General features: G+C 71.9%; 10 protein-coding genes. All 10 read left to right on the top strand.

Translation table 11 applies throughout. The features are described 5' to 3' along the window. The first annotated feature begins 11 nt into the window (after nucleotides 1–11). Nucleotides 12–278, top strand: a complete 267-nt coding sequence (locus tag AC067M_RS21595) for a phosphopantetheine-binding protein (protein WP_478698630.1) — start codon at nucleotides 12–14, stop codon at nucleotides 276–278. A gap of 195 nt (nucleotides 279–473) precedes the next feature. Next, nucleotides 474–2,123 carry a class I adenylate-forming enzyme family protein gene (locus tag AC067M_RS21590; RefSeq protein ID WP_478698629.1) on the top strand — a complete coding sequence of 550 codons (1,650 nt, stop codon included), beginning with the start codon at nucleotides 474–476 and terminating at the stop codon, nucleotides 2,121–2,123. Then, nucleotides 2,120–3,403, top strand: coding sequence for a beta-ketoacyl-[acyl-carrier-protein] synthase family protein (locus AC067M_RS21585; RefSeq protein WP_478698628.1), 1,284 nt, complete (start codon nucleotides 2,120–2,122; stop codon nucleotides 3,401–3,403). Before AC067M_RS21590 ends, AC067M_RS21585 begins: the two co-directional genes overlap by 4 nt. Further along, a complete protein-coding gene (hppD, locus tag AC067M_RS21580) occupies nucleotides 3,400–4,464 on the top strand; it encodes a 4-hydroxyphenylpyruvate dioxygenase (RefSeq protein ID WP_478698627.1) in 1,065 nt (354 codons plus the stop codon). The genes AC067M_RS21585 and hppD overlap by 4 nt, the downstream gene beginning before the upstream one ends. Nucleotides 4,465–4,536: 72 nt before the next feature. Continuing rightward, nucleotides 4,537–5,454: a phytanoyl-CoA dioxygenase family protein gene (locus AC067M_RS21575; RefSeq protein ID WP_478698626.1), complete on the top strand. Its 918-nt coding sequence runs from the start codon at nucleotides 4,537–4,539 to the stop codon at nucleotides 5,452–5,454. After that, nucleotides 5,454–6,350 (top strand): prephenate dehydrogenase, encoded by an 897-nt coding sequence (locus tag AC067M_RS21570; protein WP_478698625.1) that lies wholly within the window; start codon nucleotides 5,454–5,456, stop codon nucleotides 6,348–6,350. Before AC067M_RS21575 ends, AC067M_RS21570 begins: the two co-directional genes overlap by 1 nt. Before the next feature lie 241 nt (nucleotides 6,351–6,591). Continuing rightward, nucleotides 6,592–8,547: an FAD/NAD(P)-binding protein gene (locus AC067M_RS21565; RefSeq protein ID WP_478698624.1), complete on the top strand. Its 1,956-nt coding sequence runs from the start codon at nucleotides 6,592–6,594 to the stop codon at nucleotides 8,545–8,547. Further along, on the top strand, nucleotides 8,544–9,953 hold the full coding sequence (locus AC067M_RS21560) for a nitrosuccinate lyase (RefSeq protein WP_478698623.1): 1,410 nt from the start codon (nucleotides 8,544–8,546) through the stop codon (nucleotides 9,951–9,953). Before AC067M_RS21565 ends, AC067M_RS21560 begins: the two co-directional genes overlap by 4 nt. A gap of 201 nt (nucleotides 9,954–10,154) precedes the next feature. Then, entirely contained in the window at nucleotides 10,155–11,606 is a 1,452-nt protein-coding gene (locus tag AC067M_RS21555; protein WP_478698622.1) for an MFS transporter, read from the top strand. 58 nt (nucleotides 11,607–11,664) lie between these two features. Further along, entirely contained in the window at nucleotides 11,665–12,636 is a 972-nt protein-coding gene (locus AC067M_RS21550; RefSeq protein WP_478698621.1) for an acyl-ACP desaturase, read from the top strand. The last annotated feature ends 134 nt before the right edge of the window (nucleotides 12,637–12,770 follow it).

The raw sequence follows: 12,770 nt of genomic DNA, 5'->3' as shown, positions 1-12,770 counted from the left end.
GAGTCAATCAAATGTCCGCTGAGGTCGAGAAGTTCATCATCGAGGCGCTGAAGAACATGAACTACGACGTTTCCGAGGTCACCGGCGACACCCCGCTCGGCCCGGCCGGCCTGGACCTGGAGTCCCTCTCCGTCGCCGAGATAGCCATCCAGGTCGAGGACACGTACGGAGTGAAGTTCGAGGAGGACGAGATGGAGACCGTCGCGCTCCTGACCGTCTCCGGTCTCGTCAAGGAGATCGTCGACCGGGCCTCCGCCGCCGCTGCCGCGGCCAAGTGATCCCTCGGCCGGAAACGGCCTGACCTGCGCGCACCCTCCCGGCCCGGCCGCCCCGGCGGCGGGCGGGAGGGGCGGCAAAGCCGTACGCGAAGACCGGGACGGGACCCGCCGTACGCGAAGTACGCGGCGAGTCCGAGACGGCGATGCCGTACGCGAAGACCGAGACACAAGGCCCGAAAGTAGGGGACCCCGGGAATGAACCCGAAGAACGAGCGCGCGGAACTCGCGGCCGATCAACGGCTGGGCGTGGGCAACGTGCTGACCACACTGATCGAGCGGGGCACCGGCCTCGACACTCCGACCCTGACCTTCGACACCGAGGTGGACGGCCATCCGGCCTGGCAGGCCCTCACCCTGGCCCAGCTCGGCGAGCGCGTCGCCGCCCGGGCCTCCGCGCTGCACGGCCTCGGGGTCAAGCCCCGGGACCCGGTCGCCGTCTGGGTGACGGACGGCGCCGACCAGGTCCTCAGCTACCTGGCGCTCGCCCGCCTGGGCGCGATTCCCGCGCTCATCAACGGCAGGCTGCCCGCCGAGCAGGCGGCCGAGTACATCAGGCGGCTGCGGGCCGTCGGGGTCATCGCCGACGTCCCGCACTGGGACGGGCTGTCCTCGGCAGGCAACACCACACCGCTGCTCGCGGACCCGGCCGACCTGGGCAAGGGCGACCCCGCCGAGGCACCCAAGCCCTACCGGCACCACGGCAACGAGCCCGTGGTCATCACCCACTCCTCCGGTACGACCGGCCTGCCCAAGGCCGTCACCCACTCCCACCACAGCCTCTTCGCGGCCATCCGCCACCGGCTGTCGCTGCCCAAGGGGCAGGGCCTGGACCGGATGCTGGGTGCGCTGCCGTCGGCGCACGCGGCCACCGTCATCGCCGTGAACCTCGCCCTGACCAACCGCGCCCAGCTGGCCGTGGTGTCCCGGCAGACCGGCTCCCTGGTGCTCGACGCCATCGAGTCCTGGCAGCCGGCCAGCGTCCTCGGCTTCGCCGCCACCTGGTCGGAACTCGCCGGGGAGGACCTGTCGAAGCGCGATCTGGCCTCCGTGCGCACCTGGTGGAACACCGGGGACTGCGCGCACGAGGCGCACATCCGCAAGCTCATCGCCACCGGCACGCGGGAGTCCGTCACCGCGCGGGGGCGGGTGCAGACTCCCGGCTCGTTCTTCGTGGACGGCCTGGGCTCCTCGGAGATGGGGCACTCCCAGTTCCACATCACCCACACCCTCGACACCAGCCGCTACGGCCGCTGCATCGGCAAGCCGCACGCCTTCTCCGACGTGGCGGTCGTCGACGACGACGGCGAGAAGCTCGGCGTCGGCGAGGTCGGCCAGCTCGCCATCAGCGCGCCGACGCTGTCGCTGGGCTACTGGAACGACTCGGTGACCACGTACCGGACCCGCCGGGACGGCTACTTCCTCACCGGCGACCTCGTCTTCCGCGACGAGGAGGGCTACTACTACCACGTCGACCGTCTCGTGGACGCCGTCGACCTCGGTGACGGCCACCGCCTCTACACCATGCTCTGCGAGGAGCGCGTCCTCGCCGACTGCGCCGACGTGCTCGAGTGCACTGTCGTCGCCGTGCCCAAGGACGGCCGGGTCGTCACCTCGGTGCTGCTCATGCTGGACCCGGCGGCGGACCAGGAGGCCGACCGCACGGCCGAGGTGCTCGCCGCGCTGGACCCGCACGTCGCCCGCACCGTCGAGCGCGTGGTCGTGGTCAGCCCGGACCGTATCCCGCTCGGCGCGACCGGCAAGGTCCGCAAGTTGGTGCTGCGCCAGCGCTTCCTCGACGGCGAACTGCTCGGCCGGGAGGCCTCCGCGAAGCAGGTGGCCGTATGACCGCCGCGCACTCGGGCGCCGTCATCACCGGGCTCGGTACCTTCACCCCGCTCGGCCGCGGCGCCGCCGACACCTTCGACGCCCTGTGCCACGGCAAGTCCGGTCTGCGCAGGCCGCCGGAGGGGCATCTGCTCGACGGCACGGTGGGCACCGCCGGCATCGCCCCCGGCATCGAGGCGCGGGAGGTGCTGCCGCCCAGCGAGGGCCGGCTCGTCGACCGCTACGCCCTGATGGCCCTGGCCGCCGCCGACGACGCCCTCGCCGACGCGGGGCTCGTGGTCGGCCGGGACGCCGACCCGGACCGGGTCGCCGTGGTCGTCTCCAGCGGCGCCGGCGGCCTGACCACGTACGAGGCGCAGACCCACGAGCGGGTCCAGCGCGGCCCGACGGCGGTCAGCCCCTACCTGCTGCCCGGCATGCTGCCGAACATGGCGGCCGCCCGGATCGCCATCAAGCACGGCATCCGGGGCTGGAGTTCGGCCATCGCCACGGCCTGCGCCGCCGGTGCCCACGCCGTGGCGGAGGCCGCCCGGCTGATCCGGTACGGCGAGGCCGACGTGGTGGTCTGCGGCGGAGCCGAGGCCCCGCTCAACCCGACCTCCGCGCTGGCGTTCGCCCACGCCCGGGCGCTGGCCAGCGGCTGGGACGAGGACCCGGAGGCGGCCAGCCGCCCCTTCGACCGCCGCCGCAACGGGTTCGTCCTGGCGGAGGGCGCCGGGGTGCTGGTCATCGAGCGCGCCGAGCACGCGGACGCCCGCGGCGCCGCGGGCTACGCCGACCTCCTCGGCTGGGGCGCCACGACCGACGCCTTCAAGCCCACCGCACCGCGCCCGGGCGGCGAGGGAGCCGCCCAGGCCATGCGCAAGGCCCTCACGACGGGCGGTCTGACGCCCGACGACATCGGCTACATCAACGCGCACGGCACCGCCACCAAGCTGGGCGACGTCGCCGAGACCAAGGCCGTAAGGGCCGTGTTCGGGGACCGCTCGCCCGCGGTGAGCAGCACCAAGTCCATGACCGGGCATCTGCTCGGCGGCTCCGGCGCGGTGGAGGCGGCCATCTGCGCCCTCGCCATCTCGCGCGGCGCGCTGCCGCCCACCCACAACCTCGACGAGGTGGACCCGGCCTGCGACCTCGACCATGTGCGCGGCGAGGCGCGGCGCACCCCGGTCGAGGCCGCCATCTCCAACTCGTTCGCCTTCGGCGGCCACAACGTCAGCCTGCTGTTCGGCACCGCCAGCACCCGCACCAAGCGACAGTTAGAGGGAGAGAGCACGTGAACATCGGAGCCGTGGACCACGTCGAGTTCTACGTCGGCGACGCCCAGCAGTCCGCGTTCTATCTCTGCACCGCGTTCGGCTTCCGGGTGCGCGGCCAGGCGGGCCCCGAGACGGGCCAGGCGGACAGCCGGTCCCTGCTGCTGCGCCAGGGCGGCATCGACGTCGTGCTGACCTCCGCGCTGACCCCGGACCACCCGGCGGCGCAGTACGTCTCCCAGCACGGCGACGGCGTGGCCAACATCGCCTTCGAGGTGTCCGACGCCGCCAAGGCGTTCGAGACGGCGGTCGAGCGAGGGGCGACCGCCGTGGAGGAGCCCGTCGTGCACAGCCGGTGCGGCACCGAGGTCGTCACCGCCGCCGTGCTCGGCTTCGGCGACGTCGCCCACCGGTTCGTGCAGCGCACCGGCGACCGGGACGACTTCCTGCCCGGCACGATGGACATCTTCGTCGCAGACCCCGACGAGAGCGAGCAGCTGCTCCACACCGTCGACCACGCGGCGATCTGCCTGCCGGCCGGCGAGCTGCGGCCGACGGTCGCCTTCTACGAGAAGGTCTTCGGGTTCAGCCAGATCTTCGAGGAGTTCATCGAGGTCGGCGAGCAGGCCATGGACTCCAAGGTGGTCCAGAGTCCGTCCGGCAAGGTCACCTTCACGCTCATCGAGCCCGTGACCGACCGTCAGCCCGGCCAGATCGACACCTTCCTGGCCCGTCACGGCGGTGCCGGCGTGCAGCATCTCGCCCTGCTCACCGACGACATCGTCACCACCGTCCCGGCCATGGAGGAGCGCGGCGTCACCTTCCTGGACACGCCCGGCACCTACTACGACGAGCTGGCGGAGCGTCTGGACAAGCCCGACCTGCGCATGGAGGACCTGCGGCGCACCAACGTCCTGGTCGACCAGGACCACTGGGGCCAGGTCTTCCAGATCTTCACCCAGTCCATGCACGTACGGAAGACCTTCTTCTGGGAGGTCATCGACCGGCACGGCGCCCGCACCTTCGGCAGCGGCAACATCAAGGCCCTCTACGAGGCCGTGGCCCGCGAGAAGGCGATGGCCTGACGCCGTAACGGCATTTCACGCCCTCGCACCCCCGCCCTACCCTGCCCGCGATCGCAGTAGTTGAGGAAGACCGTGACTGTTCACGACACCGCACTGTTCACGCTGACCGACGAGGAGCGCGCGCTCCTGCCCACCGACGAGGAAGTCGACTCCTACCTCGAGCACGGCTGGTACCTGTCCAAGAAGCTGTTCACCGACGAGGAGATCGACCTCCTGGAGTCGGCCAGCGAGCGTTTCTACGCGGGTCACCGTGACCGGACCCTGCCGGTGCGCCCGCCCAAGCTCGCCTACTGGGAGCCCGGACACGGCAAGGTGCAGCGGCACAACGACTACATCCACTACGAGGACGACACCATCGGCCGCATCCTGCGCAAGCCGCTGCTCGGCGCGGTGGCGGCGCGGCTCGCCGAGGCCGAGGAGATACGGGTGTTCCAGTCCACCCTGATCTACAAGCCGCCGGTGGCCGGGGAGCAGTCGAACATCGTGCCCTGGCACTTCGACCGGCACTACTGGGCCACCTCCACCTCCGAGCGGATGCTGACCGCGTTCATCCCCTTCCACGACTGCGGCGAGGAGATGGGCACCATCACGATGGTGGACGGCAGCCACCGGTGGAAGGAGACCGCCGCCAACGACGCGACCTCCCTGCACTTCGCCGAGCGCGACCGCAGCGAACTCGACCAGATGCTGGAGGAGAACGCCGCGTACAACGGCGTCGAGGTGCGCAAGATCCCGATGGAGATCCCCAAGGGCCACGTCAGCTTCCACCACTGCCGCACCTACCACGGCAGCGGTGCCAACGTGAGCGACCGGCCGCGTCGTGCCATCTCCTTCCACCTCCAGGACGGCGAGAACCGCTACCGCGCCTTCCGCCGCTCCGACGGCACCGAGGTCTCGTACAACCACGACGTCGTGGTGCGAAAGACCGCCCAGGGGACGCCGGACTACGCGGACCCCGAGTTTCTCCCCGTGCTGTGGCGCACCCGCTGATGCGCAGTGTCGCGGTGGTCGGAACGGGTCTGATCGGCACGTCGATCGCCCTGGCCCTGCGGGGCCGGGGCATCACCCCCTACCTCCTCGACGAGAACCCCGAGGCGGCGCACACCGCGGCCGACCTCGGCGCGGGGGTGGTGGGGGCGCCCCGCACACCGGTGGACCTGGCCGTTCTCGCCGTACCACCGCAGCATGTGGCGACGTCCCTGCACCAGCAGCAGTTGCGGGGGCTCGCCCACGACTTCACCGACGTCTCCAGCGTCAAGGTGCGACCGCAGGCTGAGGCGGCGGAACTGGGCTGCGACCTGGCCCGCTTCGTGGGCGGGCACCCGATGGCGGGCCGGGAGCAGTCCGGCCCGCTCGCGGCCCAGGCCGATCTCTTCCAAGGCCGGCCCTGGGTGCTGACCCCGGCGGAGAGCGCCGGTGAGCGGGCGGTCGGCCGGGCCACGGCACTCGCCGAACTCTGCGGGGCGCGGCCGGTGGTCATGGAACCCTCCCAGCACGACCGGGCGGTGGCCCTCGTCTCGCACACCCCGCACCTGGTCGCGAGCCTTCTCGCGGCCCGGCTGCTGCACGGCGACGAGGACCACCTCCAACTCGCCGGGCAGGGGCTGCGCGACGCCACCCGGATCGCTGCGGGCGACGCCGACCTGTGGACGGACATCCTCAGCTCCAACGCGGCCGCGGTCGTGGAGGTGCTGACGGATCTGGCGCTGGAGCTGGGCGCGGCGGTGGACGCGCTGAAGGAGCTGGCCGAGGCGCCGTCGGCCCACGGCCCCTCCGGCAGGGCCCACCTCAACGACGCCCTGGCCCGCGGAGTGCTCGGGCGTGGCCTGATCCAGGGGCGGGCTCCCGAGGGCCTGAGCCTGAGCGGTGCGGCCGCGGGGAAATGAGGCGCCGGTGCCTCAGGGCCTCGCGTTCGGATCACGCCGGGCTCGCGGGTCCCGGTGCCGCGCCCCGGCGCGATGTCGTCGGCTGGCAGGGCTCCGCCCTGCCGCCCTCCTCCGCCTTGCGACGCACGGCACCGGACCCCGCCCCCTGATCCGGCCTGATCCAGACGAAAGACCCCAGCCGTCACCCGTTGGGCGGCCGACCGGGCCCACGACGACTTCCGACCCAGTGGAGAGAGTGACTATGACCAGCCGACGGCTCGACGTCTGCGTGATCGGTGCCGGGCCCCGCGGCCTCTCGGTCCTCGAACGGCTGTGTGCGAACGCCGCTGCGGCCGCGGACGACACCACGATCACCGTGCACGTGGTCGACCCGTATCCGCCGGGCGCCGGGCAGGTGTGGCGCACCGACCAGTCCGAGCACCTGCTGATGAACACGGTGGCCTCCCAGGTCACGATGTTCACCGACGACAGCGTGCGCATCGAGGGGGCGCTCGTCCCCGGGCCGAGCCTGTACGAGTGGGCGCGCTTCCTCACCCTCATCGGCCCCATGGACGGTCGGCAGCACGACGAACGGGTCCTCGGCGAGGCACGCGCGCTCGGCCCCGACTCCTACCCCACCCGGTCCTTCTACGGCCACTACCTGGAGTGGGTCTTCCAGCGGGTCACGAAGACCGCGCCGAGCGGCCTGACCACCGTCGTGCACCGCGCCCGCGCGGTCGCGCTCGACGACGAGCCCGACGGCACCCAGTGCGTGCGGCTCGACGACGGCACGTTCGTGAAGGGCCTCGACGTCGTCGTCCTCGCCCAGGGGCACCTGCCGGTACGGCACTCCCGACGCCAGCGCGACCTGGGCGACTTCGCCGCGGGGCACGGGCTCGGTTATGTCACGCCCGCCAATCCGGCGGACGTGGACCTGACGAAGGTGGCGGCGGGCGAGACGGTCGCGTTGATCGGGCTCGGGCTCAACTTCTTCGACTACATGGCACTGTTCACGCTCGGGCGGGGCGGGCGGTTCGAGCGGCGGGGTGACCGGTTGGTGTACCTGCCGTCCGGCCAAGAGCCCCGGATGGTCGCGGGCTCCCGCCGTGGTCTGCCCTTCCACGCGCGGGGCGAGAACCAGAAGGGCGCGCACGGGCGGCACGAACCGGCCGTGCTGACCGTCGAGATGATCGAGGAGCTGCGGGCGCGGTCCCGGCGGCGGGGCGGGATCGACTTCCGTGAGACGGTGTGGCCGCTGGTCTCCAAGGAGGTCGAGACCGTCTACTACACGGCGCTGCTCACGGCCGCCGACCGGGCGGGCGACGCGCGCCGGCTGCGCGAGGCCTACCTCGCGGCGGCGCCGGGCAGCCGGCAGGAGCGGGACCTCCTCGACGAGTTCGGCGTCGCCCCCGCCGATCGCTGGGACTGGAACCGGATCGCCCGACCGTACGAGGGACGGGCCTTCGTCTCGCCGGAGGACTTCCGGGACTGGCTCGTCGGTCATCTGCGGGCGGACCTCGTGGCGGCGCGCACCGGCAATGTCGACGGTCCGCTCAAGGCCGCGCTCGACGTGCTGCGTGACCTGCGCAACGAGCTGCGGCTCGTCGTCGACCACGGGGGTCTCACGGGGCGCTCGCACCGGCAGCATCTGGAGGGGTGGTACACGCCGTTGAACGGGTTCCTCTCCATCGGTCCGCCCGCCAGCCGGATCGAGGAGGCGATCGCTCTGATCGAGGCGGGGGTGCTGCGCGTGCTCGGGCCCGACGCGCGCGCCGAGGCCGACGAGGCGGGCGGGGTGTTCGCGGTCGAGTCCCCCGCGGTCCCCGGCTCCCGGACGTCGGCCACCACGTTGATCGAGGCCCGGCTGCCGGAGATCGACCTGCGCACCACCGCCGATCCGTTGCTGCGGATGCTTCTGGAGTCGGGACAGTGCCGGCCGCACGAGGTCGCCGACCCCGAGGGGACGTCGTACGAGACCGGTGGCCTCGCCGTCACCGACGCGCCGTTCCGGCTGATCGACGCCGAGGGGCGGGCGCATCCGCGCCGCTTCGCCTTCGGCGTGCCCACGGAGTCCGTGCACTGGGCCACGGCGGCCGGGATACGGCCCGGGGTGAACTCGGTGACGCTTCAGGACTCGGACGCGATCGCGTGTGCCGTGCTCGCGTCCGCGGCGGCCCTTCGACCTGACAACGAGATGATGGGGGAGCTGACGCGGTGAGCGTCCTCGACATCGACGCCGGGCTGCTCAGCCCCGTGCGCGCCGGTACTCCCGCGGAGGAGGCCACGTCCGATCTGGCGTGGCTTCAGGCGATGCTCGACGCGGAGGCGGCGCTGGTGCGCGCCCAGGCGGGGCTCGGCAACGTGCCCGCCGACGCGGCGCGGACGATCAGCGGGCTGGCCCGTGCCGAACAGCTGGATCTGCGGGAGCTCGCCGTGCTCAGCCGGGGTGCGGCCAATCCGGTCGTGGCCGTGGTGCAGGCGTTCACCGCGTTGGTGGCGGCCAAGGATCCTGAGGCCGCGGACTATGTGCACCGGGGGTCGACCAGTCAGGACATCTTCGACACCGGGTTGATGCTCGTGGCCGCCCGGGTGCTGGACCTGCTGTTGGCCGACCTTGACGCTGTGGCCGGTTCGCTGCGGGCTCTGGCCGGTGCGCACACCGGGACGCTGATGGCGGGGCGGACGCTTGCGCTGCATGCCGTACCTACGACGTTCGGGCTCAAGTCCGCCGGGTGGCTGGTGGCCGTGAACGGGGCGGCGGAGCGGCTGCGGCGGGTGCGGGCGGAGGGGCTTGTCGTTCAACTCGGCGGGGCGGCCGGCACGTTGGCGGGGTACGTCGAGTACGAGCGGCTGCACCGCGAGGAGCGGGGGGAGCCGATGGCGGATGCGTACGCCCGGCGGTTGACGGAGCGGTTCGCCGAGGAGACCGGTCTGCGTGCGCCGTTGCTTCCCTGGCACAGTCACCGTGCGCCGGTCGCCACCCTGGCCGGTGAACTCGCTGTGGTCACCGGGGTGCTGGGCAAGATCGCGGTGGATGTGCAGTCGCTGGCGCGTACCGAGACGGCCGAGGTGGCGGAGCCTGCCGCGGCCGGGCGGGGGGTCTCCTCGGCGATGCCGCAGAAGCGCAATCCGGCGTTGGCCACGCTGATCCGTTCGGCCGCTCTTCAGGTGCCCGCGTACGCGAGTGTGCTGACGCAGGCGATGCTCTCCGAGGACGAGCGGTCGGCCGGGGCCTGGCATGCGGAGTGGCAGCCGTTGCGTGAGTGTTTGCGGTTGGCGGGTGGGGCCGCGTACACCGCGCGCGAGCTGGTGGGCGGGCTGGTGGTGTCGGCTGAGCGCATGCGGGCCAACCTGGGGCTGACCGGCGGGTTGATCGTCTCCGAGCGGCTTGCGGCGGTGCTGGCTTCGGCGCTCGGCAAGGCGACGGCGAAGGAGGTGGTGAGCCGTGCGTCGGCGGAGAGTGCCGCCACGGGGAGCTCCCTCGCAGAGATCCTCGCCGGCCGGCCTGAGATCGCGTCCTTGTTCGGTGCGCGCGAACTTGAAGGGCTGTTGGACCCGGCCGCCTACACGGGGGCGGCGCAGGAGCTGACGGAGCGGGCTCTCGGTCCGGGCGCCCGCGCGTGAATACGTGGGCGGGGTGGGTGGGTCGGGGCCGTGGTCGTGCGGCTGCCCGCCGAGCACCTTTCGGCCAGCGATGGGTCTCATCGCGCCTGAATCGGTGTGTGCCCCCTTTTAAATGTACGCACGGTCGTTTAGTTTTGTGTGGCGGGTGCGGCCGCTGCGGACCGGGCGACGGCGGCGCATCAGACGAAGGGATCACCTCGCATGACGACCGCCTCACCCCACTCGTCGGACGCCGGTCCGGCCAAGACAGAGCAGTCGGAGGACGCCGAGCAGGCGCGGACCTCCGCTGCGGCCGCGGCCTCGGCCAAACTCGCCCTGCTCGTCGCGTCGGGCGCCACGTTCCTCGCCGTGCTCGACACCACGGTCGTGAACATCGCCTTCTCCGATCTGCGTGCCGACTTCCCCGATGCCTCGCTGTCCCAGCTGACCTGGGTCGTCACGGCGTACACCGTCGTGTTCGCGGCGCTGCTGGCGGTCGCCGGCCGGGTCGCCGACGTCATCGGACGCAAGAAGCTGTTCCTGGTGTCCACGGCCGTGTTCATCGTGGCCTCGCTGCTCAGCGGGCTCGCCTCGGGCGTGCCCATGCTCATCGCCGCCCGTGCCCTCCAGGGCGTGGGTGCCGCCGGGCTCATTCCCTCGGCACTCGGACTGGTCCTCCAGCACACGCCCCCGGCCCGCCGTCAGGTGGCCATCGGCGTCTGGGGCGCGGTCGGCAGCATGGCCGCCGCCGTGGGTCCGAGCCTCGGCGGACTCCTGGTGGACGTCTGGGGCTGGCGCAGCGTCTTCCTGATCAACCTGCCGATCGGGCTCGCGATCCTGGCCGGCGCGGCCAAGCTCGTCGGTGACGCGCCGACCGGGCGCAGGCTGCCCGACCCGCTCGGCACCCTTGCTCTGGCGCTGGGCGTCGGCGGTGTCGTCTTCGGCGTGACGCAGGGCACCGAGTGGGGCTGGGGCAGCGGTCGTGTGCTCGGCCTGCTGATCGGTGGTGCGGCGCTCCTGGCGGTGGCTCTGGTGCTCTCCAAGCGGCACTCCGCGCCCGCCCTCGAGCTGGACCTGTGGCGCAGCCGCTCCTTCGCGGCCACCAATGCCACCTCGCTGCTCTTCGGCGCGGCCATGTACTCCTACCTCCTGAGCTCCCTGCTCTTCCTGAACGCGGTGTGGGGCTACTCGGAGCTGAAGGCCGGTCTCGCGGTGACGCCGGGTGCGTTCGCCGCCGCGATCGGGGCCATGATCGTGGGCCGCCGGGTCGGTCCGGCCAGCCAGTGGCTGGCGGTCGTTATCGGCTCGGCGCTCTTCGGTGCCTCGTGCGCCGCGATGTACCTGCTGCTCGGGACCGAGAAGCAGTACGCGGCGGTCTGGCTGCCCATCGGCATCCTGGCCGGCATCGGCATCGGTGCGGCGCTGACCGCGATCTCCAACGCGGCGACGGCCTCGCTGCCGCCGCAGCGCTTCGCCTCCGGCACCGGTCTGCTCATGACGACCCGCCAGATCGGTGGCGCCCTCGGTATCGCCGCCCTCGCGGCCATCCTCGAGCGCCACAACGTCCTCGACGACGAGGGCTATCTGCAGGTGTTCCTCGCCTGCGCCATCGGGGCCGTGGCCGCCGCCGTGGCGGCGCCCGCGATCCGGTCCCGGTCCGCACAGAACCCGTAACCGTCAGGTCTGCGCCGGGAGTCGACGGCTCCCGCGACGATGTGAAGAAGAGAGCACGATGCCACCCATCGACCGATCCGACCGCTTTGTCGCGAGAGCCGAGCACTCCTTGCTGGCCGAACTGCAGCCGGTTGTGGAGGACAACCTCCACCGCCATCTCGGCGTCGCCAAGGAGTGGTTTCCGCACGAGTACATCCCGTGGAGCGAGGGCCGTACGTTCGACGGCCGCCTCGGCGGGGAGGCGTGGACGGAGGAGGAGGCCACGCTGCCGGAGGTGGCCCGCACCTCCCTGGTGGTCAACCTCCTGACGGAGGACAACCTGCCCGGCTACCACTTCGCGGTGGCCGAGTTCGGCAAGGACGGCGCGTGGGGCACGTGGGTCGACCGCTGGACGGCTGAGGAGGCCAGGCACGGCACCGCGCTGCGCGACTACCTCCTGGTCACCCGGGCCGTCGACCCCAAGGCCCTGGAACGCGCCCGCATGGTGCACATGTCGGGCGGCTACGACCGGCCCGACAACTTCAGCGCGCTCCACGCGATCGCCTACGCCGCGTTCCAGGAACTCGCCACGCGCATCTCCCACCGCAACACCGGGCAGGTGAGCACGGATCCGCTGTGCGACGCGCTGCTCGCGCGGATCGCCGCGGACGAGAACCTGCACATGGTCTTCTACCGCAACCTCGTCGAGGCCGCGTTCGAGCTCGCGCCGGACACCGCCATGCAGGTCGTCCGGGATGTCGTCGTCGGCTTCGAGATGCCCGGCTCCACCATCAAGGACTTCGGCCGCAAGTCCGCGGAGATCGCCATCGCCGGCATCTACGACCTGCGCCTCCACCACGACAGCGTCGTCATGCCCATCCTGCGCAAGCTGCGTGTCTTCGAGCGGGACGGGTTCGGCGCGGAGGGCGAGGCCGCGCGGGAGGAACTCGCCGCGTTCATCGCCCAGTTGGACAAGAAGGCGACGTCGTTCACGGATCGGCGTGAGGGCATCAGGGCGGCGCGTGCGAAGCGGGAGGCTGTCGCGGTCTGAGGGATGGGGCATGGAATCGGGGGCGGCCGGAGGTTCGGCCGCCCCCGACGCCGTTTCGCCCCAGGGACTCGCCTTTTGACCCCGTCCGGTCCCCCGAGTTCCGGGACCCTTCTTGCCCCCAACGAAAAAAAGCC

The sequence above is a fragment of the Streptomyces sp. NPDC043427 genome, assembly GCF_056436655.1.
This window is presented reverse-complemented; position numbering and strand designations above follow the sequence as displayed.

Excerpts from the sequence above, each read along its gene's own strand:
- AC067M_RS21555 (WP_478698622.1), top strand. The coding sequence starts at position 10,155 with ATGACGACCGCCTCACCCCACTCGTCGGACGCCGGTCCGGCCAAGACA.
- AC067M_RS21595 (WP_478698630.1), top strand. The coding sequence starts at position 12 with ATGTCCGCTGAGGTCGAGAAGTTCATCATCGAGGCGCTGAAGAACATG.
- AC067M_RS21565 (WP_478698624.1), top strand. The coding sequence starts at position 6,592 with ATGACCAGCCGACGGCTCGACGTCTGCGTGATCGGTGCCGGGCCCCGC.
- AC067M_RS21585 (WP_478698628.1), top strand. The coding sequence starts at position 2,120 with ATGACCGCCGCGCACTCGGGCGCCGTCATCACCGGGCTCGGTACCTTC.
- AC067M_RS21550 (WP_478698621.1), top strand. The coding sequence starts at position 11,665 with ATGCCACCCATCGACCGATCCGACCGCTTTGTCGCGAGAGCCGAGCAC.
- AC067M_RS21590 (WP_478698629.1), top strand. The coding sequence starts at position 474 with ATGAACCCGAAGAACGAGCGCGCGGAACTCGCGGCCGATCAACGGCTG.
- AC067M_RS21570 (WP_478698625.1), top strand. The coding sequence starts at position 5,454 with ATGCGCAGTGTCGCGGTGGTCGGAACGGGTCTGATCGGCACGTCGATC.